18 protein-coding genes and 1 riboswitch are annotated in these 24,078 nt (G+C 52.6%); of the genes, 15 read left to right on the top strand and 3 right to left on the bottom strand.

The window, feature by feature from the left end:
- The 8 genes from purQ (at position 1) to FFM82_RS07580 (ending at position 10,223) form a co-directional block, all read left to right on the top strand.
- Positions 1-678: a phosphoribosylformylglycinamidine synthase subunit PurQ gene (purQ, locus tag FFM82_RS07615; protein ID WP_137645264.1), complete on the top strand. Its 678-nt coding sequence runs from the start codon at positions 1-3 to the stop codon at positions 676-678.
- Complete coding sequence (purL, locus tag FFM82_RS07610; RefSeq protein WP_137645263.1) at positions 671-2,890, top strand: phosphoribosylformylglycinamidine synthase subunit PurL; 2,220 nt, start codon at positions 671-673, stop codon at positions 2,888-2,890. The genes purQ and purL overlap by 8 nt, the downstream gene beginning before the upstream one ends.
- Entirely contained in the window at positions 2,875-4,320 is a 1,446-nt protein-coding gene (gene purF, locus FFM82_RS07605; protein ID WP_137645262.1) for an amidophosphoribosyltransferase, read from the top strand. Before purL ends, purF begins: the two co-directional genes overlap by 16 nt.
- A gap of 4 nt (positions 4,321-4,324) precedes the next feature.
- Positions 4,325-5,350 carry a phosphoribosylformylglycinamidine cyclo-ligase gene (gene purM / locus FFM82_RS07600; protein ID WP_137645261.1) on the top strand — a complete coding sequence of 342 codons (1,026 nt, stop codon included), beginning with the start codon at positions 4,325-4,327 and terminating at the stop codon, positions 5,348-5,350.
- Positions 5,343-5,921 carry a phosphoribosylglycinamide formyltransferase gene (purN, locus tag FFM82_RS07595; protein ID WP_137645260.1) on the top strand — a complete coding sequence of 193 codons (579 nt, stop codon included), beginning with the start codon at positions 5,343-5,345 and terminating at the stop codon, positions 5,919-5,921. Before purM ends, purN begins: the two co-directional genes overlap by 8 nt.
- Position 5,922: 1 nt before the next feature.
- On the top strand, positions 5,923-7,455 hold the full coding sequence (gene purH / locus FFM82_RS07590; RefSeq protein WP_137645259.1) for a bifunctional phosphoribosylaminoimidazolecarboxamide formyltransferase/IMP cyclohydrolase: 1,533 nt from the start codon (positions 5,923-5,925) through the stop codon (positions 7,453-7,455).
- An 18-nt stretch (positions 7,456-7,473) separates the two neighbouring features.
- Positions 7,474-8,703, top strand: a complete 1,230-nt coding sequence (gene purD / locus FFM82_RS07585; protein ID WP_137645258.1) for a phosphoribosylamine--glycine ligase — start codon at positions 7,474-7,476, stop codon at positions 8,701-8,703.
- 368 nt (positions 8,704-9,071) lie between these two features.
- Positions 9,072-10,223 carry a 5-methyltetrahydropteroyltriglutamate--homocysteine S-methyltransferase gene (locus FFM82_RS07580; RefSeq protein WP_137645257.1) on the top strand — a complete coding sequence of 384 codons (1,152 nt, stop codon included), beginning with the start codon at positions 9,072-9,074 and terminating at the stop codon, positions 10,221-10,223.
- 69 nt (positions 10,224-10,292) lie between these two features.
- Here the strand turns inward: FFM82_RS07580 and FFM82_RS07575 are convergent, their stop codons facing one another.
- The 3 genes from FFM82_RS07575 to FFM82_RS07565 form a co-directional block, all read right to left on the bottom strand.
- On the bottom strand, positions 10,293-11,576 hold the full coding sequence (locus FFM82_RS07575; protein ID WP_137645256.1) for an NCS2 family permease: 1,284 nt from the start codon (positions 11,574-11,576) through the stop codon (positions 10,293-10,295).
- A gap of 171 nt (positions 11,577-11,747) precedes the next feature.
- On the bottom strand, positions 11,748-13,055 hold the full coding sequence (locus FFM82_RS07570) for a nucleobase:cation symporter-2 family protein (protein WP_137645255.1): 1,308 nt from the start codon (positions 13,053-13,055) through the stop codon (positions 11,748-11,750).
- A 67-nt stretch (positions 13,056-13,122) separates the two neighbouring features.
- Positions 13,123-13,221, bottom strand: a riboswitch (purine riboswitch).
- A gap of 101 nt (positions 13,222-13,322) precedes the next feature.
- Entirely contained in the window at positions 13,323-14,912 is a 1,590-nt protein-coding gene (locus FFM82_RS07565) for a PucR family transcriptional regulator (protein WP_137645254.1), read from the bottom strand.
- 347 nt (positions 14,913-15,259) lie between these two features.
- On the opposite strand from FFM82_RS07565, the gene pyrR reads away from it, so the two are divergent.
- The 7 genes from pyrR (at position 15,260) to pyrF (ending at position 24,077) form a co-directional block, all read left to right on the top strand.
- Entirely contained in the window at positions 15,260-15,802 is a 543-nt protein-coding gene (pyrR, locus tag FFM82_RS07560) for a bifunctional pyr operon transcriptional regulator/uracil phosphoribosyltransferase PyrR (RefSeq protein ID WP_137645253.1), read from the top strand.
- Positions 15,803-15,948: 146 nt separating this feature from the next.
- On the top strand, positions 15,949-16,884 hold the full coding sequence (locus FFM82_RS07555; RefSeq protein WP_137645252.1) for an aspartate carbamoyltransferase catalytic subunit: 936 nt from the start codon (positions 15,949-15,951) through the stop codon (positions 16,882-16,884).
- 2 nt (positions 16,885-16,886) lie between these two features.
- Entirely contained in the window at positions 16,887-18,179 is a 1,293-nt protein-coding gene (gene pyrC, locus FFM82_RS07550) for a dihydroorotase (RefSeq protein WP_137645251.1), read from the top strand.
- On the top strand, positions 18,176-19,270 hold the full coding sequence (locus FFM82_RS07545) for a carbamoyl phosphate synthase small subunit (RefSeq protein WP_137645250.1): 1,095 nt from the start codon (positions 18,176-18,178) through the stop codon (positions 19,268-19,270). The genes pyrC and FFM82_RS07545 overlap by 4 nt, the downstream gene beginning before the upstream one ends.
- A complete protein-coding gene (gene carB / locus FFM82_RS07540; RefSeq protein ID WP_137645249.1) occupies positions 19,263-22,439 on the top strand; it encodes a carbamoyl-phosphate synthase large subunit in 3,177 nt (1,058 codons plus the stop codon). The genes FFM82_RS07545 and carB overlap by 8 nt, the downstream gene beginning before the upstream one ends.
- Positions 22,440-22,449: 10 nt before the next feature.
- Entirely contained in the window at positions 22,450-23,367 is a 918-nt protein-coding gene (locus tag FFM82_RS07535) for a dihydroorotate dehydrogenase (protein ID WP_137645248.1), read from the top strand.
- Positions 23,364-24,077 (top strand): orotidine-5'-phosphate decarboxylase, encoded by a 714-nt coding sequence (gene pyrF / locus FFM82_RS07530; protein ID WP_137645247.1) that lies wholly within the window; start codon positions 23,364-23,366, stop codon positions 24,075-24,077. The genes FFM82_RS07535 and pyrF overlap by 4 nt, the downstream gene beginning before the upstream one ends.
- Position 24,078: the final 1 nt, after the last annotated feature.

The raw sequence follows: 24,078 nt of genomic DNA, 5'->3' as shown, positions 1-24,078 counted from the left end.
ATGAAATTTGCCGTACCCGTATTTCCCGGTTCGAACTGCGACCACGACATGGTCAACGCGTTACGGGACGTTTTAAAAATGGATGCTGATTTCATTACGGCCGACGCCACTAGCTTAGAAGGCTATGACGCGGTCATCTTGCCGGGAGGTTTTTCCTACGGTGATTACTTGCGGAGCGGGGCGATTGCCCGTTTTTCACCAGTGATGAAGGCGGTCGCAGCCTTCGCCGAAGCCGGTAAGCCGGTCATGGGCATCTGCAATGGCTTTCAAGTGTTAACGGAAGCCGGGCTGTTACCCGGTGCCCTGCAGGCGAACCGCTCGTCCAAGTTTATTTGTAAGACCAGTGAACTGATCGTCGCCAACAATCAGACGCAGTTTTCGAACGCCTACGCGGCGGACGAACGGATTCACTTGCCAATTGCCCACGGTGAGGGCAATTACTACTGTGATCCGGCAACGCTGGCCGAGTTAAAGGCCAACCACCAAATCGTCTTTACCTACGCGGATAACCCGAACGGGAGTATTGCCAACATTGCCGGTGTGATGAACCGTGCTGGTAACGTTTTAGGCATGATGCCCCACCCGGAACGGGCCGTGGAAGCAATCTTAGGCTCGACCGATGGTTTGGGAATCTTTCAATCACTGATTGGCGCGCATAAGGAGGGTGTCCATGCTTAAGAAAACGGAATTGACGCCGACCGAGTTACGGGACTCGAAGGCTTACCGCGACTGGGGCTTAACTGACGCGGAATACCAATTATTGACGGATAAGGTTCTCGGCCGACTGCCAAATTACACCGAAGCCGGGTTGTTTTCCGGGATGTGGAGTGAACACTGCTCGTATAAAAATTCAAAACCAGTTTTAAAGAAGTTTTGGACCCAAGGGGAACAAGTGCTGGAAGGGCCTGGCGAGGGTGCCGGCATCATCGATATTGGTGATGGTCAGGCGGTCGTCTTTAAGGCCGAAAGTCATAACCACCCGTCCGCCGTTGAACCGTACGAAGGGGCAGCGACCGGCGTCGGCGGTATCATTCGTGACATCTTCTCAATGGGCGCGCGGCCAATTGCCTTGCTCGACAGTTTACGGTTTGGTGAACCAACGACGCCGCATACCAAGTACTTGATTTCGCAAGTGGTTGCCGGAATCGGCGGTTACGGTAACTGCATCGGAATTCCAACCATTGGTGGCGACACCGTTTTTGATGCCAGCTACGAAAAGAATCCGCTGGTGAACGCCATGTGCGTGGGGATTTTGGACCAGAAGGATATTCAAAAGGGTCAGGCGACCGGATTAGGTAACAGCGTGATCTACGTCGGGGCCAAGACCGGGCGTGACGGTATTAACGGCGCCTCGTTTGCCTCGGCAGAATTTAACGATGCCAAGGATACGCAACGTTCAGCCGTGCAGGTTGGTGATCCGTTCATGGAAAAACTGTTAATGGAAGCCTGCTTGGAAGTTATTCATGACCACCGCGACGTTTTAGTTGGTATTCAGGATATGGGCGCGGCCGGACTAGTTTCTTCGTCCGCAGAAATGGCTTCGAAAGCCGGTAGCGGGTTGGAATTGAACCTGGACCTAGTGCCACAACGGGAAACCGGGATGACGCCGTTTGAATTGATGTTGTCAGAATCACAAGAACGGATGCTACTCTGCGTACAGGCCGGTGCCGAAGATGAAATTTACCAAGTCTTTGAAAAGTACGGTTTGGACGCGGTCACAATCGGTAAAGTGACGAGCGGTCACCAGTACCAACTTTTCCACCACGGTAAACTCGTGGCCGACGTACCGGTCGACGCCTTGGCAACTAAGGCGCCGGTTTATCAACGGGAAAAGAAACGCCCGAGTCGCTTGAACCATCAGAGCCACCACCAATTTATGCCGCGGATTGTTGACGCGACCGGCACGCTGAAGAAAATGCTACAACAACCGACGATTGCCTCAAAGGCGTCGCTGTACGAAACGTACGATTCGCAGGTGCAAACCAATACGGTGGTGAAACCCGGTTCGGACGCCGGTGTGATCCGGATTCGCCACACGGATAAAGCACTCGCGGTGACGACCGACGTTAACGGCCGTTACCTGTACTTGAATCCACGGGTCGGCGGTGAGATTGCGGTTGCGGAAGCCGCCCGTAATATCGTTGCTTCCGGCGGGTTACCACTCGGAATTACTGACTGCTTAAATTACGGTAATCCGGAAAAGCCCGAACAATTTTACGATTTAGATGAATCGGCAATGGGGATTGCCCGTGCTTGCCAGTTATTCAATACACCGGTGATTTCCGGGAACGTATCGTTGAACAACGAATCCAACGGGGAAGCGATTTACCCAACGCCGATGATTGGGATGGTCGGTTTGATCAAGCACCAACGTGACATTACTACCCAGGACTTCAAACACGCGGGCGACGCGGTCTACGTCCTCGGGGAAACTTTTAGTGACTTTAACGGTAGTGAGTTACAGAAAATGTTGACTGGTGAAATTGCCGGTGAACTATTCGACTTTGACTTGGTGACCGAAAATCGGAACCAACGGCTGCTCTTACGGGCCATTCAAAAGGGTTTGATTGCTAGTGCCCACGACGTTTCGGAGGGTGGCCTGATCACAACCATCGCCGAATCCTGCTTTAAGAACGGTCTGGGCGTTCAGTTGAAGAGCGACTTGCCGGCCAGTGACTTTTTCTCTGAGACGCAGTCACGTTTCGTGGTTTCGGTGGCGCCCAAACATCAGGTGGTCTTTGAAAAGTTGGCGGAACCGTACGTTACTTATTTAGGTCAGACGACGGCCGACGACCGCTTATTCGTTAAAACCGCCGACCAGCCGTTCGATTTAGCAGTTAGTTTTGCTAAACAATTGTGGGAAGGGGCGTTACCATGCCTGCTGAAGTAAAGGGGTTAAATGAAGAGTGTGGGCTGTTCGGTGTTTGGGGATCCCCCGACGCCGCGCAATTAACCTACTTCGGGCTTCACGCCTTGCAACACCGTGGTCAGGAAGGTGCCGGAATTACGGCTAACGACCACGGGACCTTGAAATCAGAACGCGGTTTAGGCTTACTCGCCGACGTTTTCCGTGATCCGCGGCGGCTCGCCCGTTTGACCGGGAACGCGGCGGTTGGCCACGTCCGTTACGCGACGGCTGGCAATCACGGGCTAGAAAATATTCAACCGTTGGGCTTTAACTTTAGTGACTGCCAGTTTGCACTCGCACATAATGGTAATTTGACTAATGCCGTGACGTTACGCCACCGCTTAGAACAGCACGGGGCGATTTTCCACGCCAGCTCGGATAGTGAAATTTTAATGCACCTCATTCGCCGTAGTCCAGCAGCGACGTTGACGGATCAGCTTAAGGACGCGTTGCGGCAGATTCACGGGGGCTTTGCCTACCTCTTGCTGACTAACGACCGCTTGTTTGCGGCTCTCGACCCGAACGGCTTTCGGCCGTTAGTCGTTGGTCAATTACCGACCGGCGGCTACGTGGTTTGCAGCGAAACCTGTGCGCTAGACGCGGTCGGTGCCAAGTTTATTCAGGACGTGCATCCCGGTCAGTTACTGACGATCGACAAGGACGGGCTGAAAATTGACCATTACACGACCGATACGCAGTTATCGATTTGCTCGATGGAATACATTTATTTTGCCCGGCCAGATTCGAACATTTACGGGGTCAACGTGCATTCCGCCCGTAAGCGGATGGGCGCGCGCTTAGCGGTTGAACAGCCGGTCGACGCGGATATCGTGGTCGGCGTACCGAACTCGTCGTTATCGGCGGCGGCTGGTTACGCCGAAGCCAGTGGTTTGCCGTACGAAATGGGACTAATCAAGAATCAGTATTCGTCGCGGACGTTTATTCAACCGACCCAGGCGTTGCGAGAACAGGGGGTTCGGATGAAGTTGTCGGCCGTTAAGGGGGTCGTGGATGGTAAGCGGGTCGTCTTGATTGACGACTCAATCGTTCGCGGCACCACGAGTCGCCGAATCGTTAAGTTATTGAAGGACGCCGGGGCGAAGTCGGTTCACTTACGGATTGCTTCACCGCCACTGCGCTACCCGTGCTTTTACGGGATTGATATCAAAACGACCCGTGAACTGATTGCCGCACAACAGACGATTCCAGAAATGTGTGCGACCTTTGGGGCGGATTCGCTGGGCTTCTTGAGTGAGCAGGGGGTCATCGATGCGGTCGGCTTAGACGTCGACGCACCGTACGGCGGCCTTTGCATGGCCTATTTTAACGGCGATTACCCAACACCCCTGTACGATTATCAAGCGGAATACGACGCAGAAATTCAACAATTACAAGCAAAGCAGAAGGGGTGATTCGGTGAGTGACGCGTATAAAAAAGCGGGCGTCGACATTAATGCCGGCTACGAGGTTTTAAAGACAGTCAAGCAGATGAGCGGAAACGCGCAACTGGGTGCGTTTGGCGGTTTATTCCCGTTAGCGAAGAACGCGGTCGCAGACGAACCGGTATTGGTCGCGGGGACCGACGGGGTCGGGACGAAGTTACTCGTTGCGATTCAAGCCGACCGGCACACGACCATCGGCATCGACCTGGTGGCGATGTGCGTGAACGATATCTTAGCACAGGGTGCCCGCCCGCAGTTTTTCTTGGATTACCTTGGTCTGGGGCATACCGACCAAGCACGGGTCAAATCCATTTTAGAAGGGGTGGTGGCTTGCTGTCAGCAAGCCGGCACCCAACTGATCGGTGGCGAGACCGCTGAAATGCCGGACATGTATGGCCAGGAGCATTACGACCTCGCCGGGTTTGCGGTCGGAATCGCCAACCGCAAGGATTTATTGGATCCGCAAAACGTTCGCGCGGGCGACGTCTTAATCGGCTTGCCGTCGAACGGCTTGCACGCCAATGGATTTAGCTTAGTGCGTGATATTTTATTCAAGCAGCACGACTTTGCGTTGAACCACCAGTTTGACGGTTTCGACCACGACTTACAAACGGAACTATTACGGCCAACCAAAATTTACGTTTCGGAAGTCGCACCGCTGCTGCAAGGTAAGCTTGTGACGAGCATCGCCCATATTACCGGCGGTGGGCTGATTGAAAACGTCGCGCGGGCGTTACCAGCCGGTTTAAGTGCGCAGTTTAAGCTGGGCAGTTGGCCGGTACCGCCAATCATGACACTATTAGCTGAACTCGGTCACCTGAACGCGGATGACGTCCGTTCGACGTTCAACCTCGGCTTGGGGATGGTGCTCATCGTCCACCCTGAGAACTTGGCTGCGGTTCGGGCTAGCTTAAGTGCGGTCGCCGCCCCTTATTATCAAGTTGGTACGGTGACGACCGGCAGCCCGGCGGTTGATTTCGTGGAGGCGGACCATGACTAAAACGATTGCGATTTTTGCTTCCGGTAACGGGACTAACTTCGTAGCGCTACACGCGGCGATTGTTGAGCGGCAGTTACCGGTCAACGTTGGGTTGCTAGTTTGTGATCAACCCGCGGCACCGGTCATTCAAAAGGCCCAGGCGTTAGGGGTACCGGTATTGATCGTTAATTTCCGGGATTACGCGAATAAGGCCGCGGCCGAAGCCATTATTTTGACGGCGTTACAGGCCCACCACGTGGATGCCGTTTTATTGGCCGGCTACATGCGAATTATTGGGCCCACGTTGTTGGCGGCCTATCCGCATAAAATTATTAATATTCACCCGGCGCTGTTACCCCATTTTCCGGGGCGCCACGGCATTGAAGATGCGTTTGCGGCCGGTGTCAAAACGACCGGCGTCACGATTCACTTCATAGATGCGGGCATCGATACGGGTCAAATTATTGACCAACGGGAAGTACCGGTACTCCCGGGCGACACCGTTGACCAGTTAGCGACCCGGATTCACGCGTGCGAACACCAATTTTATCCCGACGTATTACAATCACTCATTAATAAAGGAGCTATTTAAGATGACAAAACGTGCATTATTAAGTGTTTCTGATAAACAAGGACTGACCGACTTCGCCGCCGGTTTAGTGGACCTCGGCTACGAACTGGTTTCGACCGGGGGGACTAAAAAGGCGTTGGAAGCTGCAAACATTCCGGTTATCGGCATCGAAGCGGTGACCGGCTTTCCAGAAATGCTCGACGGCCGCGTTAAAACCCTGCACCCGAAGGTTCACGCGGGCTTACTTGCACGCCGCGACTTACCAGCACATATGCAACAGCTAAAAGACGCGGGCATCACGCCGATCGACATGGTTGTCGTTAACTTGTATCCCTTTAAGCAAACAATTCAAAAACCCGGCGTATCGCAAGCCGATGCTATCGAACAAATTGATATCGGTGGCCCATCGATGCTACGTTCAGCGGCGAAAAACTTTGCGGCGGTCTTACCAATCGTTGATCCGGCCGATTACGACCGCATTTTAACCGACTTACGCGAAGACGCCATTACCCCGAAATTGCGGCAACGATTAGCAGCGAAGGTCTTCCAGCACACGGCGGCTTACGACGCGTTGATTGCCCAGTACTTAACCACCGACGAATTTCCAGATAAGCTAACCTTGACCTATGATAAGCACCAAGCGTTACGTTACGGTGAAAATAGTCATCAGCAGGCGGCCTTTTACGAAAACGCTTTGCCAACGACCTTCTCGATTACAGCGGCGCAACAGTTGCACGGGAAGGAATTATCCTATAACAACATCAAGGACGCTGACGCCGCGTTGCGGATGGTCAGCGAATATGACCGGCCAGCCATCGTGGCGATGAAGCACATGAATCCGTGCGGTGTCGGCCTTGGTGATACGATTGAATCAGCTTGGGATAAGGCCTACGCAGCGGATTCAATTTCCATTTTTGGTGGCATCATTGCGGCGAACCGGCCCGTTGATTTAGCGACCGCCGAAAAAATGCACGCCTTGTTCCTTGAAATCATCATTGCACCTAGTTTTGACGACGACGCCTTTGCCGTGTTGGCGAAGAAGAAGAACTTGCGGCTCTTGACGGTCGACTTTGACCAAGCCCACACGGCTGATAAGTTTGAAACCGTTTCGGTTGGCGGCGGGTTGCTACGTCAGGAAGTGGACAGTGCCTTTGAAACGCCGGCGGACTTTACCGTGGTTACGAAAACGCAACCGACTGAAGAACAGTTAAAAGCCTTAGCGTTCGGCCAACAAGTGGTCAAGCACGTTAAGAGTAACGCCATCGTGGTCACGACTGCCGACCGGACCCTAGGGGTTGGTTCTGGTCAGATGAACCGGATCGATTCGACTAAGATTGCCATTCAAAAGGCAATGCCAAAATCAGGTTACGAACACGCAATTTTGGCTTCGGACGCCTTCTTCCCAATGGACGACTGCGTCCAATACGCTGCCCAGCACGGGATTCGAGCAATCGTTCAACCGGGCGGGAGCATTCGTGACAAGGATTCGATCGCCATGGCCGACCGTTACGGCATCGCGATGGTGACGACCGGCGTCCGCCACTTCCGGCACTAAGCGAAAGGTAGGCATAGTATGGCTCAAGTATTGATCGTGGGGAGCGGCGGCCGTGAGCACGCAATCGCTAAGGCGATGCAGGCGAGTTCACAAGTGACGACCATTTTCTGTGCCCCTGGTAATCCGGGGATGTTGTTGGATGATATTCAGACGGTGGCGATTGATGAGATGGACTTTGCCAGTTTAGCGGCCTTTGCGCGGGATAATGCCGTTGACTTAACCTTTGTTGGTCCCGAAGTTCCGTTAGCAGCTGGTATCGTTGATTATTTTCAGGCGGCCGACTTAGCCATTTTTGGACCGCATCAGGCGGCAGCCCGGTTGGAAAGTTCCAAAGTTTTTGCCAAGGAATTTATGGCACGTCACGCCATTCCGACCGCTGGCTACCAACTTTTTCACGACTTACCGGCAGCGTTGGCCTACAGCGCAAAACAGCCGTTACCGCAAGTCATTAAGGTTGACGGGCTAGCGGCCGGTAAAGGGGTCACCGTTGCGACGAGTTTGGAACAGGCGGCGGATGCATTGCGGCACGCGTTTGCGCATACCGATACCGTCCTAATTGAAGACTTTGTTGACGGTTTTGAATTTTCCCAGATGGTTTTGGTTGGTGGTGATAACTACGTGTTGTTACCGACTGCCCAGGACCACAAGCGCTTGTTAGACGGTGACCAGGGACCGAATACGGGGGGCATGGGGGCCTACTCGCCGGTACCACAAATTATACCGGCTATCGTGGCACAAACGGTTAAAACCATCGTTGAGCCGACGATTGCCGGCTTAAAGGCGGACGGGTTGAGTTTTGCCGGGGTGATTTACGTTGGCGGGATTTTAACGGCAAACGGTCCGCAAGTCATCGAATATAACCTACGCTTAGGCGATCCGGAAACCCAGATCTTGTTACCACAGTTACAAGGTGATTTTTATCAACTGATTCAAGCGTTGATGAACGGGCAGCAACCGGTCGCTGAGTGGCAACGGGACGCCACTTATTTGGGCGTGGTTATTGCGGCGCCTGGCTATCCGGGAACCACGGAAAAGGGCGTGGCAGTACCGACTTTACCGGGTGCGGATTATGCGAGCGTTGCTGGTGAACCGGGTAAGCTGACTAGTGCCGGTGGCCGTCTGATGATGGTCACCGCCCGGGCTAAGAGCTTGGCGGCCGCACAACAAGCCGCCTATCGCCAAGTAGCAGCGTTAGATTTAGGACCACTGATCTACCGGCACGACATTGGTGCGAAAGGGTTAGGTTAATTATTGGGATAAGCTTGACAAAGTAAATTTAAACCACTATGATTTAATCAACGTTTAATCGTATTTTAATTATTGCGTTGACGAGAAGAGTAGCCGTCAATGACCCGTACAGTGAACCCGGATAGTGGAAACGGGGCGGGTCCACGACCGTGAAGATGAGCTCCGAGCACGTTCAGGGGTTAACGCTCCTGAGCCGGTTGCAACCGTTAGCTTGCCGGGTATCAATTGGTACCGTTGAGGTCGACCGTTTACGCGGTCGGTAAATAAGGGTGGTAACGCGCAATTTAAAACGTCCCTTCTGATCATTTTGATGATTAGAAGGGGCGTTTTTTTGGTTAAATGAACATTATTGATTAGGGGGATTTATTATGACAACAACAACTTTTAGTAACCGACGGACGTCACCATTTCGCTACGACGTTGTGGGGAGTTTTTTACGACCACGGGCGTTAAAACGCGCTCGCGCACAGTTTGCGGCGGGTACGTTAGACGCGGCCGGTTTAAAGGCCGTTGAGGACGCCGAAATAATTAAGTTAATTGCACAACAGGAACAAGCCGGCTTAAAGGCCGTGACCGATGGCGAATTTCGCCGTAGCTGGTGGCACCTCGACTTTTTCTGGGGACTGCAAGGGATTGAGAAGAAGACGTTAACGAAGGGCTACCTGTTCCACGGTGAAGAGACCCGGGCCGAATCGGCCTATGTCAGCGGTAAAATTAGCGGTGCTAACCACCCGTTTGTCGCCGCCTTTAAGTTTGTTCGTGACCACGTTCAGGCGGGGATTCAGGTTAAACAAACCGTGCCGGCGCCGGCCCAGTGTCTTGCTGAACTACAACGGCCGGAAAATGAAGCGGCGCTCCGCCAAGTTTACCCGACTGACGCGGCCGTCGTTGCCGACTTAGCGGCGGCTTATCACCAAGTGTTTCTGGACCTCTACGCGGCCGGTGCGCGCACGATTCAGTTAGATGATTGTACGTGGGGAATGTTGGCGGGCAACCAGACCAAGGGTGCGGAAACCGGAACGGTCTCAGCGCGTAATGACGCCGTTTTAGACCGAAACAAGCAGTTATACTTGCAAGTTAATAATGCGGCACTCGCCGATTTACCAGCGGACTTAGTCGTCAACACCCACGTTTGCCGTGGTAATTACCACTCCACTTGGGCGTCTGCCGGCGGGTACGAATCGGTGGCTGATCCATTATTCAATCAGGAAAACGTACGCGCCTACTACCTCGAATACGATAGTGACCGTGCCGGCGGTTTTGAACCGTTACGACTGGTCAGTGATGATAAGTTGGTGGTGCTCGGCTTAGTGACTTCTAAAAATGGTGAATTGGAAGACCGTCAGACGGTGATTGACCGCATTTACGAAGCGGCTAAGTACGTACCGCTCGACCGGCTCTGCTTAAGTACTCAGTGCGGTTTTGCGTCGACGGAAGAAGGAAACGTCCTGACCGCCGAACAGCAGTGGGCCAAAATCGCGCTGGTTAAGTCGATTGCGGAAGAAGTTTGGGGTCGTTAACAACGATAAAGAAGAATGAAAAAAATCTGGTTCCCAGAATGATTTCTGAGGACCAGATTTTTATATCGATTACGCGACGACCGCAAAGTAGAGGATGAAGACCACCATCATAATCCACATCAACGCGTTGACTTCCCGCCAACGCCCCTTAACCGTCATGGTAATCGGGTAGAAGATGAAGCCGACCGCTAGCCCTTCGGAAATACTGTAGGTCAAGAGCATCATGACCATGGTGAAGAAGGCCGGCACGGCAATTTCAAACTTCGTCCAGTCGATGTACTGCACGTTGGACAGCATCAAGATACCCACGATGATCAACGCCGAAGCGGTAACCGCCGAGGTGATCACGCCGAGTAGCGGTGAGAAGAAGGCGGCAATTGCAAACAGGATGGCGACGAAAACCGAGGATAATCCGGTTCGGGCGCCGACCGCAACGCCGGAAGTCGATTCAACGTAGGCGGTCGTTGGGGAAGTCCCCAAAATTGCGCCGATCGTCGTTGCCAGTGCGCCACTGAAGAGGGCCTTACCCACGCCCTTAACTTCACCGCTCTTTTGGTCGACCATCCCGGCTTCGGTCGCAACGCCGACCAACGTCCCCGACGTATCGAATAAGCCGATGATAAAGAAGGTTAAGATTACGATGATCATTTGAAACGAATTGATATCGGTAATATGCGTCAGGGCTTGCCCGAAGAGTGGTTGCACACTAGGTACACCACTAACGATGCCGGTTGGTAACGGAATGATTTTAAAAATCATGCCGACAATCGCCGTGATGAACATGCCCCAGAAAATCCCACCGGTAACGTTGGCGGTGACTAACATGATGCCGACGATGATCCCGAAAATTGCTAGTAGGACGGCGGGATCGTGTAAGTTGCCCAGCGCGACTGCGTTGGACTTATCAGCAACGATGATCCCGGACGTTTGCAGCCCGGAAAAGGCGATGAACAGGCCAATTCCGGCGGAAACGGCGTATTTCAACGCACTCGGAATCAAGTTGATCAGTTTATCCCGTAAGTTGGACAGGGTCAGTAGAATGAAGAGTAGTCCGGCAACAAAAACGCCGGCCAGCGCCGTTTGCCACGGAATGTGCCATTCCTGGACGACCGTGTAGGTGAAAAAGGCGTTCAGGCCCATGCCCGGTGCTAAGGCCACCGGAAAGTTGGCGACCACACCCATCAGTAAGCAAGCGACGATTGCCGCCAGTACCGTGGCGGTGAAGACCGCCGTTTTACTCATCCCGGTGCTCCCGAGTAGTTCGGGATTAACGGCTAAAATGTACGACATGGCGAGAAACGTAGTTAACCCACCAACAAATTCGCGACGGACCGATGTTCGGTTTTCCCGCAAATGAAAGACGCGTTCTAAAATAGCACTCACTCCTAAATTAATAAAAAGTTAACAATCACACAATTAATTAGTATAACATACTGGTTTTTCTCGAAAAAGGGAAACGTTAACTGAATATTAAAATAATAATCCAGGCCTTACCAGCGTTTCGCTGGTCAGACCTGGATTAGGTTAGGCGTTCGTTTTAGGTTGGTTAGTACCGTGATTAAAGAGTAAGTTCAGGATGACGGCGGAAAGGCTGCCGACGACCACCCCGTTACTCAACATGATTTGGAGGGCGGCTGGTAGGAATTGGAAGATGTTGGTTTGGACGGTAACGCCCAGCCCTAATCCAATTGAAACGGCAGCCACGAGTAAGTTATTGTTATTTTGAAAATCGACGTTCGCCAGCATCCGGATCCCCTGAATACCGACAATCCCGAACATCACGACCATCGCACCACCGAGGACCGGACTTGGAATCACGGTCGCAAGCGCACCAATTTTTGGCAATAACCCGAGGATGACCAAGAATGCGGCGGAGTAGTAAATCGGTTTGCGGGTTTTCACGCCGGATAGCTGCACCACGCCGACGTTTTCCGAGAAAGTTGAGTAAGGGAAGGTGTTGAACAAACCGCCTAAGATGACGGCAATCCCCTCAGCGCGGTAACCGCGTTTTAAATCAGCACTTTCAATTTTTCGTCCGGTGATGTCACCAAGGGCGAAGAAGACGCCGGTCGATTCAACCATCGTCGTTAACGAGACTAGGATCATGGTTAAAATCGATGACCACTCAAAGTGCGGAGCTCCGAAGTAAAAGAGGGTCGGAAAGTGGAACCAGCTCGCTTCGGCCACCGGTTTTAAGGAAACCATCCCTAACGCCCCCGCAATTAAGGTACCGACTAAGATACCGATTAAAATTGATACCGACTTCAGGAAGCCCTTAGCGAAGACGCTAATGCCAACGATGATGGCGATGGTTAAAAAGCCAATTCCGAGGGCGGGTAAGTTACCAAAGTCCTTAGCAGCGGCGTTGCCACCACCTAAGTCCTCAAAGGCGACTGGAATCAGGGTGAACCCGATGATGGTGATCAACGACCCGGTTACGACTGGCGGGAACAGGTTCTTGATTTTTGAAAAGAGTCCGGCAATCAGGAAGATGAAAATCCCAGCCCCGATAATTGACCCGTACATGGTCCCAAGTCCGTAAGTTTTACCAATTTGAATCAACGGGTTGACGGCCTGAACCGCACAGCCTAGCACCACGGGCAGGCCGATCCCGGTTAACGGCGTGCGCTTTAATTGCAGGAACGTCGCGATCCCACACATGAAAATATCGATTGAAACTAGGTAAGTTAGCTGGGCGGTCGTAAAGTGGAGGGCGGCCCCAATTAATAGTGGGACTAAGACGTCACCTGAATACATGGCCAGTAAATGCTGAAACCCTAAAATTGCCGCTTTAACGTTGCTGATTTTAGGGGCGGTAGCAACTTCTTTCAACGTTAAAATCCTCCTCATTAAGTCTGATTACGCCTAAATGTAAGTAAAAAAGGACACCCCGGCAAACGGGGTGTCCTCGTCTGCTTATAGTCCAATCTTTACGGGATTGGGTAGAAACTCGTCAACCATATTATGACATTATATAGGCAATAAACTGATATTTGAATGTGGATTATTCTAACATACATAAAACCCGAATACAAACTAATCCGGATAATTCAATGTTCGTGAAAACACAAAAAGTTAATTTAACTGGAATGAAAACGTTCACTTTTGGATTTGCTGGTTATGCCACAGGAGGACGGCCATTTCCAGGGTCTGGGCTTGTTCGGGGTCGTCTAAGTTCAGTGCTAGCTTCTTTTCGACTTTTTTAAGCCGGTAAATCACGGTGTTGCGGTGAATATCTAAGTGTCCGGCGACTTCCGCGATGTTTTGGTGGTAATAGAAATAACCGTACAGGGTGTTCAGTAGGTTGAGCTGTTCGGCCGCGCTGATACCACCGACTAAGCCACCTAAGACCCGTTCAACGAAGGACTTGGCCTCGTTGGCCGGAATCAACGAAATCAATTCTTTGACGTATTTCGGCCGGTAAATGGTGATGGGATGGTTGCTGTTCCGGCTCAGTGCGAGCGCTTCGGCCGCTTCGTTATAGGTGGTTGCGAGTTCGGTCAGCGGTAGCGTCGAGTAACTGTAACCGACGATCAAGCGGTCGGCCTTATCCAACTTAGGTTGAATGAAGTCGACGAGGGCTGTTAAAAAGTGTTGGGCGTTTTGCTCGGAATCAATTAGTAGCACCAACTGTTGCTTGAGTGAGAAGGCGATTACCGGAGATTCGTATTCCTTAATGAACCAAAGCGTTAGTTGTTGAACCTGCTCTAATAAATGGTTGCTGAGTAGTGACTGGTGGTTAGTTGTCACTAACACGGTCGCACACTGGAACTTGGTACTCGGCTCGATCGAGCGGGCCTTCAACGTTTTTTTGACTAGCTCGTTGGAGATGCCACCGTCCATCACGTTCAAATAAAAACCACTCTGGTTACGAAAGGCCGATTCGTTTAGCATGTCAACGCGGCTGTTAACAAAACTCAGGGTGTTTAAAATCACCTGGGTCAACATCTCATCGGTCGAATTGCCCGCGTCTAGGTCAACGAAGCCAACGAAGGCCTTATTTTCCTTGTACGCCGAAAAGAGTGGCGTTATCGTTAACGTTAATTGTTGATAAGTCACGGTTGTCCGGCTATGTAAGTTGAAGTAGTCAATATTAGTTTCGTTGCGTAAAAAGTCGGTCAGGGTGTGCCGGGTCACCGGGAGACTCTGAGAGGCACTAATGACCCGAAAATGGCTGTCCATTAGGAAAACGGCGTGGTCGAGTAGTTCGCTACATTTATTCAGCACCGTGGCGTGCGACGGATCTTTTAATAAGAGGTCGGCAAGAATTTGATTAGCATGAACAATACGACTAAGTTCATCCGTTTGGGATTTTAAAATAATGCCAAGCATTTTCCGAACCGTTTCGGAAACCAATTCGTTGCCCGGGGTAATAATGATGGGAAAGGCCAGTTCGTCGGCTAAATCGAGAACAGCTTGGGGCAGGTGGTCAACGTAGCGGTGGTCTTTAATTCCCAGCCCAGCGCAGTTAGCCGCGTTCATGGCCTTGATCAGCGCCACCGGATCGGTTGACGTATTCGCGACCGGGTAGCCGTTCGTGATTAGGAATTGATCGGCTTTTAAAAAGTTGGCAATGTCTGGGGATTCAATCATCCCGATATTGTTAATCTGCCGTTTGAGCCCCCGCTTACCCGCGATTACCCGCATTGTTTGCATTGAAGGTGTTTCTAATAGTGTTTGTAATCGCATGGCAGGTCCCCCTAGAAATTAGTTATCTTTCACAAGTAGTATACCGATAATTTGACAATTTGACTATAATTAAATGAAAAATAGATTAAAAATAAATGAACTATCATTTGATAAGTTGAGGTTGCCGGTGCCGCTAACTTAATTGACCAAATTAATTAGGGGTGATGCTTGACAGCGCCTAGGGAGTTGGTTACACTTATTTCAATTAAACAAGCACCTTTAACTTAGTCCTGTGAGGCTAACAAGGGGAACGGGTTTCTAGGAGTCTCCAACGGTTTTTGCAGGAAAACGGGGAGACTTTTTTGCTACCCCGGGGTGACTCAATCAAGAATGGAGCTGAAGTCGAGATGGCACGAGAAGTCGTTGATGCAATGACGATGCGCCGCGCGTTAACGCGGATCACTTATGAAATTATCGAACAAAATAAGGGTGTCGGTAACTTAGTCTTTATGGGGATCAAGACGCGGGGGATTTATTTAGCGCAGCGACTCGCACAGCGGTTGAAACAGTTAGAAGACGTTGACGTGCCAGTCGGTTCTTTAGACATTACCCTTTACCGTGATGATCATCACGCCATTGACGTTGCCGGCCAGGCCAAGTTGAACGGTGCGGATATCCCGGTCGATATTACCGGGAAACACGTGATTTTGGTCGACGACGTGCTGTTTACGGGCCGGACGGTGCGGGCGGCTTTAGACGCCTTGATGGACCATGGCCGTCCCGCTAAAATTTCGCTGGCGGTGTTAGTTGATCGTGGTCACCGCGAGTTACCGATTCGGCCGGACTTTATCGGCAAGAACATTCCGACCGCTTTAGATGAACAAGTTAACGTGGCGCTCGAAGAATACGACGGGCACGACGGGATTACCATTGAAAAATTAGAAGGATAAATTGAATAACTAACCATTTAATTGTTTCCAGAGAGGAACGAAACGGTTGGGCCATGCGTGGTCACTTAATCGGAGTCTAGCCTCTTTGCGAACAATTATTGCAGGAGCTAGACTTTTTTAATACCCGGATAGGAGTAATCAAAAACATGCAAACGAAGAATTACTTGGTCAGCGTTGACCAATTTGATAATCAGGATGTCATGGATTTTATTCAATTAGCCCAAGCCTTTAAAGCCGGTAAGACTTTGCAGTTGAAGAGGCCAAGCTTTGCGATGAACCTCTTCTTTGAAAATAGTACCCGGACGCACACCAGCTTTGAAATGGCCGAACGGCGGTTAGGTTTACAGGTCATTCCGTTTGATCCCAAGACCAGCTCGGTGACCAAGGGGGAAAGCTTACTGGACACTTTAAAAACGATTCAGGCAATCGGCGTTGACTTAGCGGTGATTCGCCACCCGCGTGACCGTTACTACCAAGAAATTGTGGATGCCGAGCTACCAATGAGCCTGATCAACGCCGGTGACGGCAGCGGTCAGCACCCGTCGCAGTCGCTACTAGACATGGACACGATTTACGAAGAATTCGGGCACTTTGACGGTTTAAAAGTTGCCATTATCGGTGACCTTGCGCATTCACGGGTCGCCCGCTCGAACATGACGTTGCTGACCCAATTGGGTGCTTCGGTGTACTTCAGTGGCCCCAAGGAATGGTACGGCGCGGACTTTGCCAAGTACGGGCAGTACGAACCCATCGATGACTTGGTCGCCAAGATGGATGTCGTGATGTTACTGCGGGTGCAACACGAACGGCTGACCCAGGCGAATAACCAAGCCTTTGATGCCGGTAGTTACCATCAGCAGTACGGTCTGACTGAGGCGCGTGCCGCCCGGATGCAGCCGCACGCCATTATTATGCACCCGGCACCGGTCAATCGCGGGGTTGAACTTGCGAGTGACTTAGTCGAAGCGCCCCAATCGCGGATTTTCCAACAAATGACCAACGGCGTTTACGTCCGGATGGCAATGATTACCCGGTTACTGGCACAGAGGGGCTTGATTACGCCCGAACAATTGGAGGTTTAAGCATGGCGACTTTAATAACGAACGCACAAGTTTGGCAACAAACCCAACTCGTTAAGACCAACTTATTGATTGAGCAGGGGAAAATTAAGGCCATTGATCCGCAGCTGACCGCGGCAACCACGCGGGCCGACCAGGTGATCGACGCGGCAAATCACTTCGTAAGTCCCGGTTTAGTGGACGTTCACGTGCACCTGCGCGAGCCCGGACAAACGGCGAAGGAAACGATTGCGACCGGGACCGCGGCAGCCGCCCACGGTGGGTTTACCACGGTCGGTGCGATGCCGAACGTTGACCCGGTACCGGATACGCCGGAACGGGTCGCAGCGATGGTGGCCGCTAACCGCACCAAGGCGAAGGTCCACGTAGCGCAATACGCTAGCATTACGACTGGCCGCGCTGGTGATCAGTTGATCGACTTTGCGGCGGTCAAGCAGGCGGGGGCCTTTGCCGTTAGCAACGATGGGTCGGGGGTTCAAACTGCGAATACCATGTACCAAGCCATGGTCGGGGCGGCGAAAGCCGGGTTACCACTGGCCGCCCACGTTGAGGACGATTCACTCTATCAGGGGGGCGTGATGAACGCCGGACCAGTTGCTGAGCAGCTCGGGTTGCCGGGCATCAACAACGTTTCCGAAGCGGCGCAAGTTGCGCGGGACGTCATGCTGGCCGAAGCTAGCGGGGTTCATTACCACGTCTGTCACGTTTCGACCGCCGAAAGCGTGCGGGTCGTTCGCGACGCCAAGCGCGCCGGCATCAACGTCACTTGTGAAGTCTCGCCCCACCACTTACTACTAACGGACGAAGACATCACGATGGATAACCCGATGTTAAAGATGAACCCGCCGTTGCGGTCACCGCGCGACCGGGCCGCTTTGATTGCCGGGTTGTTAGACGGCACAATCGACTTTATTGCGACCGACCACGCGCCGCACACCGACGCTGAAAAGGCTGGGAGTATGCGGACAGCGGCCTTCGGGATCACCGGCATTGAAACCGCGTTTGCCACGATGTACACGGCGCTGGTTAAGACGCGGCTCATTAGCCTGGGGCAATTGATCAACCTGATGAGTACCAAACCGGCCGAACTATTTGGTTTGACGGCTGCGGGGCACCTAGCAGTTGGTGAAGCGGCCGACTTGGCCATCATCGATTTAGACCATCAATACCAAATTCAAGCAGCTGACATGTTGTCCAAGGGACATAATTCACCGTTTATTGGCTGGTCCGTTTATGGGGACGTCTTAATGACGTTAGTGGACGGCCAGGTGGCTTACAGAAAGGACCAAGCAAAATGAAAAGATACTTAGTATTAGCGGACGGTACCGTCTACCCGGGGACCGGCTTTGGGGCGCCAACGGCAACGGTTGGTGAGCTGGTTTTTAATACCGGGATGAGCGGTTATCAAGAATCCATCACGGACCAATCGTATAACGGTGAAATCTTGATGTTCACCTACCCGTTGATTGGAAATTACGGCATTAACCGTGACGATCACGAATCAATTAAACCCACTTGTAAGGGGGTCGTGGTTCACGAAGTTGCCCGCCGTGCCAGTAACTGGCGCAGCGAAATGTCGCTTGATGATTACTTAAAACAAAATAATATTCCCGGAATTACCGATATCGATACCCGGGCCGTGACTAAGCACATCCGTGAACAGGGAGCCATGAAAGCGACCATCGTCGATGAAGTCTTACCAGATACCGTCGACCGGCTGCGGGTAACGGAACTCGGCAAGGCGGTCGTAGCGGAAAGCTCAACGACAAACGCTTACCCCAATCCGTCAACCGGCCCTAACGTGGTGGTCGTTGATTTTGGCTTGAAACACTCCATTTTACGGGAGTTAGCAAAACGCCACTGCAACTTAACGGTCCTGCCGTATAACACGACCGCGTCCGAAATCATGGCACTTAATCCGGACGGCGTGATGCTGACCAACGGCCCTGGCGACCCCAAGGACGTGCCGAGTGCGTTACCGATGATTCGTGAGGTCGAAAAGCACATTCCGTTATTCGGGATCTGCTTGGGTCACCAACTATTTGCGTTAGCTAACGGCGCCGATACGTTCAAGATGAAATTTGGGCACCGCGGCTTTAACCACCCGGTTCGGGAGATTGCAACTGGTAGAATCGACTTTACCTCGCAAAACCACGGCTACGCGGTTTCAAAGGAATCGTTGCGTCAAACGGACTTGATGATGACCCACGAAGAAATCAACGATGGTACGGTCGAAGGGCTCCGTCACCGCGATTACGCGGCCTTTTCAGTGCAATACCATCCGGACGCTGCGCCGGGTCCGCACGATGCGGATCACATTTTTGACGAGTTTATTGATTTGATGGCGGCCCATCAAGTGGCCCGGAAAGAGAGCAAATTCAATGCCTAAGCGTACAGATATTCATAAGATTATGGTCATTGGTTCTGGCCCAATTATTATCGGTCAGGCCGCAGAGTTTGATTATTCGGGGACCCAGGCGTGCTTAGCTTTAAAGGAACTGGATTACGAAGTGGTGTTGGTCAACTCGAACCCGGCCACCATCATGACCGATAAGGAAATTGCCGACCAGGTTTACTTGGAGCCAATTACGTTGGAATTCGTTTCGCAAATTTTGCGCAAGGAACGGCCGGACGCCATTTTACCAACGCTGGGTGGCCAACAGGGCCTTAACATGGCGATGGAATTATCCAAGTCGGGCATTTTAGACGAGTTACACATTGAACTGCTGGGGACCAAGCTCAGTGCGATCGACCAGGCGGAAGACCGCGAACAGTTTAAAGACTTAATGGAAAAATTAGGTGAACCGGTTCCGGCATCCGGCATTGCCCACACCGTTGACGAGGCCTTAGAATTTGCAGATAAGTCGGGCTTTCCAGTCATTGTCCGGCCGGCCTTCACGATGGGCGGTACCGGTGGCGGGATTGCCGAAAACGACGCCGAACTGCGTGAAATTGCCGAAAACGGGCTGTCGTTATCACCGGTGACCCAGGTCTTGATCGAACAAAGCATTGCCGGGTATAAGGAAATTGAATTTGAAGTGATGCGCGACGCTGCCGACAACGCAATGGTCGTCTGCAACATGGAAAACTTTGACCCGGTCGGCATTCATACCGGCGATTCGATCGTCTACGCACCGGTCCAGACGTTGGCGGACCGCGAAGTGCAGATGTTACGCGACGCCGCGTTGAAGATTATTCGCGCGTTGAAAATTGAGGGGGGCTGTAACGTTCAGTTAGCGCTCGATCCGCATAGCTTTAACTACTACATTATTGAAGTCAACCCGCGGGTCAGCCGTTCCTCAGCGTTAGCTTCAAAGGCGACCGGGTACCCAATTGCCAAGATGGCGGCTAAAATTGCGGTTGGGTTACACTTGGATGAAATTAAAAACCCCGTGACCGGCACGACTTACGCTGAATTTGAACCGGCACTCGACTACGTGGTCTGCAAGATTCCACGCTGGCCGTTCGATAAATTCACTAAGGCTGACCGGCGCTTAGGGACCCAGATGAAGGCGACCGGGGAAGTTATGGCGATTGGCCGCAACGTGGAAGAGGCCACCCTTAAGGCGGTCCGGTCACTGGAAATTGGTGTGCATCACGCGGAAGAACCGTCACTGCGGGCGGTCGATGATGACCAATTGAGTGATAAGTTGATTCATGCCCAGGACGACCGCTTGTTTTACCTAATGGAAGCCATTCGGCGCGGCTACACCATTGATGATTTAGCTGAATTAACCAAGATCAACGTGTTCTTCCTCGATAAACTACTACACATTACGGAAATCGAAACCACGTTGAAGGCCCACGTTGATGACATCGACGTTTTAACTACCGCTAAGCGCAACGGTTTTACCGACGAAACGGTCGCCGACTACTGGCACGAAGACGCCGACACGGTGCGGCAGTTCCGCGAAGCCCACCAGTTGACGCCAGTTTATAAGATGGTCGATACTTGCGCGGGTGAGTTTGAATCCGCGACCCCGTACTACTACGGGACTTATGAATTTGAAAACGAAAGCGTGGTCGATCAACGGCCGTCCGTGCTGGTTTTAGGGTCCGGTCCGATTCGAATCGGGCAGGGGGTCGAATTCGATTACGCAACGGTCCATTCGGTTAAAGCCATCCAAAAGGCCGGTTACGAAGCAATTATTATGAACAGTAATCCGGAAACGGTCTCAACCGATTTCTCGGTTTCCGACAAATTATACTTTGAACCGCTGACGCTAGAAGACGTCTTAAACGTCATCGATTTAGAAAAGCCGAAGGGGGTCATCGTCCAATTCGGTGGTCAAACGGCGATTAACTTGGCGCAACCGTTAGCCGACCGCGGAGTTCAGATTTTAGGGACCAGCGTGGCTGACGTCAACCGCGCTGAGGACCGCGACGCCTTCGACAAAGTCATCAAGTCATTGAAGATCCCGCAACCAGCCGGTGATACGGCGAGTGATGAAGCGACCGCGTTAACGATTGCCGACCGCTTGGGTTACCCGGTTTTAGTACGGCCAAGCTACGTGCTCGGTGGACGGGCGATGGAAATTGTGAAGAAGCGCGCCGACCTCGACCATTACATGCATAACGCCGTGAAGGTCTCAAACGACCACCCGGTATTGATCGACCGCTACTTGGTCGGGAAAGAGTGTGAAGTTGACGCGATTTGCGACGGTGAAACGGTCTTGATCCCGGGCATTATGGAACACATCGAACGTGCCGGGGTCCACTCCGGTGATTCGATGGCGGTTTACCCGCCCCAGTCACTATCGCAGGCGGTGCAGGACCAAATCGTGACGTACACCAAGCAGTTAGCCTTAACGCTGAACTGCATTGGGATGATGAACATTCAATTTGTGATTCACGACGAACAGGTTTACGTGATTGAAGTGAACCCCCGGGCTAGTCGGACGGTTCCGTTCTTAAGCAAGGTCACCAACATTTCAATGGCGCAGGTCGCGACCCGCGTAATTTTAGGCCAGTCGTTGCGGGAGCAGGGCTTTGAAACGGGCTTAGCCCCAGTTAGCGACATGGTGCACGTGAAGGCGCCGGTCTTCTCATTTTCTAAGCTTAACCGGGTCGACAGCTTGTTAGGACCGGAAATGAAATCCACCGGTGAAGTCATGGGCTCAGACAAGACGATGGCTAAGGCGCTGTACAAGGCGTTTGAAGCGGCCAAGCTCCACGTGCCAAGCACCGGCAACGTCTTGATTACGGTTCGTGACGACGACAAGCCGGAAGCGGTCAAATTGGCACGGCGGTTCCACGCACTGGGCTACCAGCTCTTAGCAACCAGCGGGACGGCCAGCTACTTGACGGACCACGGGCTCAACGTCGCGGTCGTGAAAAAAATTGACGGCGGCGAAAATGACCTACTGCACCAAATGGAAGCGGGCCAGGTCCAAGTCGTCATCAACACGGTTTCGGACGAGGAACAGGCGGCCGACGACGGCGCGCTAATTCGTAACACGTCGATTGCCCACGGGATTCCACTGTTTACGGCGTTGGATACCGTGGCTGCCATTTTACAAGTTCGCGAGTCGCAGTCGTTTGTGACCCAGGCCTTATAGGAGGAATACGATGGGACGATTAACAGTAAATTTAGCGGGCGTAACGCTCCAAAATCCGGTCATGCCAGCAAGTGGGACGGCGGCCTATGGGCAACAAATGGCCCAACAGTTGGATTTAAACGCGCTGGGCGGACTGGTTATTAAGTCGACTACGGCTGAGGCGAAGGTGGGCAATCCACGGCCAACGACCGCCCCGACGACCGCCGGCTGGTTGAACGCCATTGGGCTAAAAAACCCTGGTATTGAAGCTGTTTTGGCGGAAAAGTTACCGTGGTTGGCAACGCACTACCCGGACTTACCGATTATCGGTAGTGTGGCCGGAGCCAGCTTTGAGGAATACGTGACGGTTGCTAAAAAGATGGCGACGGCGGCCAACGTTAAGTTACTAGAAATCAACATTTCGTGTCCGAACGTCGACCACGGTGGCTTGGCATTCGGAACGGATCCGGCAACGGTTGAGGCGTTGACCCGCCAAATCGTGACGGCGGTTGATAAGCCGGTCTTCATGAAGTTAACGCCCAACGTAACCGACATCGTGCCGATTGCGGCGGCCGCGGAAGCGGGTGGCGCCGCTGGGTTAACGATGATTAACACCTTAACTGGGATGGGGATTGACCTCGCGACCCGGCAACCAATTTTGGCGCACGGTACCGGTGGGTTATCCGGTAAGGCAATCCACCCGTTGGCGGTGCGGATGATTCACCAAGTCCGTCAGCAGACCAAGTTACCGATTATCGGGGTTGGTGGCGTCTTTACGCCGGCCGACGTCCTGGAATTTTACTTGGCGGGCGCAAACGCCGTTCAAGTCGGGGCCGCGACGTACGGTCACCCAACGGCTTGCACGGACATCATCGCCGGTTTACCGGCTGAGATGGATAAGTACGGGATTGAAAGTCTTCAGCAATTAGTCACGGAGGTGCAGGGATGACGCGACCGGTAATTATTGCGTTGGATTTTCCAACCGCTGAGACGGCGTTGGCCTTTTTGGACCGTTTTCCGGCAAGCACCGCCGTAACGGTTAAAATCGGGATGGAATTGTTTTACGCGACCGGTCCGGCGATTGTCCGGGCCGTTCAGGAGCGGGGGCACGCCGTGTTCTTGGATTTAAAACTGCACGACATTCCAAACACGGTCGAAGCCGCAATGCGGGTCATCGGCCGGCTGGGTGTGACGTACACGACGGTTCACGCTGCCGGTGGTCACGTGATGTTGGCGGCCGCCAAGCGCGGGCTGCTGGCCGGTGCGCAGTCGCAAGGACTGGCGGCACCGCAATTATTAGCAATCACCCAGCTCACTTCGACGAATCAAACTATTTTAAATGAGGACCAACAAATCGCCGGTAGCGTTCAGCAAAGTGTGGTGCATTACGCGAAAGTTGCTAAGCAAAGTGGCTGTGACGGTGTAATCTGTTCCGCCCAAGAAGTCGCGGCGATTCACGCGGCGTGCGGTCCCGATTTCCTAGGCATTACCCCGGGTATTCGACCAGCCAGCGCGCAGGCGGATGATCAGCAACGGGTGATGACGCCGGCACAGGCTGCCGCCGCGGGGAGTAACGGCTTAGTCGTTGGCCGACCGATTACCCAAGCGGCCGACCCGCGGACCGCCTATCAACAAATTTTGACAGAATGGAGCGACTAAT

Origin of the sequence: Lactiplantibacillus plajomi, assembly GCF_005405405.1 — a bacterium.
GTDB classification, from domain to species: domain Bacteria; phylum Bacillota; class Bacilli; order Lactobacillales; family Lactobacillaceae; genus Lactiplantibacillus; species Lactiplantibacillus plajomi.
The sequence above is the reverse complement of the archived record's forward strand: the minus strand, read 5'-3'. Positions and strand labels throughout refer to the sequence as shown.

What these genes read in the sequence shown, in the direction of transcription:
- FFM82_RS07580 (WP_137645257.1), top strand. Translation starts at nt 9,072, where the DNA reads ATGACAACAACAACTTTTAGTAACCGACGGACGTCACCATTTCGCTAC.
- FFM82_RS07535 (WP_137645248.1), top strand. Translation starts at nt 22,450, where the DNA reads ATGGGACGATTAACAGTAAATTTAGCGGGCGTAACGCTCCAAAATCCG.
- purQ (WP_137645264.1), top strand. Translation starts at nt 1, where the DNA reads ATGAAATTTGCCGTACCCGTATTTCCCGGTTCGAACTGCGACCACGAC.
- FFM82_RS07555 (WP_137645252.1), top strand. Translation starts at nt 15,949, where the DNA reads ATGCAAACGAAGAATTACTTGGTCAGCGTTGACCAATTTGATAATCAG.
- purD (WP_137645258.1), top strand. Translation starts at nt 7,474, where the DNA reads ATGGCTCAAGTATTGATCGTGGGGAGCGGCGGCCGTGAGCACGCAATC.
- purL (WP_137645263.1), top strand. Translation starts at nt 671, where the DNA reads ATGCTTAAGAAAACGGAATTGACGCCGACCGAGTTACGGGACTCGAAG.
- purF (WP_137645262.1), top strand. Translation starts at nt 2,875, where the DNA reads ATGCCTGCTGAAGTAAAGGGGTTAAATGAAGAGTGTGGGCTGTTCGGT.
- carB (WP_137645249.1), top strand. Translation starts at nt 19,263, where the DNA reads ATGCCTAAGCGTACAGATATTCATAAGATTATGGTCATTGGTTCTGGC.
- pyrR (WP_137645253.1), top strand. Translation starts at nt 15,260, where the DNA reads ATGGCACGAGAAGTCGTTGATGCAATGACGATGCGCCGCGCGTTAACG.
- purN (WP_137645260.1), top strand. Translation starts at nt 5,343, where the DNA reads ATGACTAAAACGATTGCGATTTTTGCTTCCGGTAACGGGACTAACTTC.
- pyrF (WP_137645247.1), top strand. Translation starts at nt 23,364, where the DNA reads ATGACGCGACCGGTAATTATTGCGTTGGATTTTCCAACCGCTGAGACG.
- purH (WP_137645259.1), top strand. Translation starts at nt 5,923, where the DNA reads ATGACAAAACGTGCATTATTAAGTGTTTCTGATAAACAAGGACTGACC.
- FFM82_RS07545 (WP_137645250.1), top strand. Translation starts at nt 18,176, where the DNA reads ATGAAAAGATACTTAGTATTAGCGGACGGTACCGTCTACCCGGGGACC.
- FFM82_RS07565 (WP_137645254.1), bottom strand. Translation starts at nt 14,912, where the DNA reads ATGCGATTACAAACACTATTAGAAACACCTTCAATGCAAACAATGCGG.
- pyrC (WP_137645251.1), top strand. Translation starts at nt 16,887, where the DNA reads ATGGCGACTTTAATAACGAACGCACAAGTTTGGCAACAAACCCAACTC.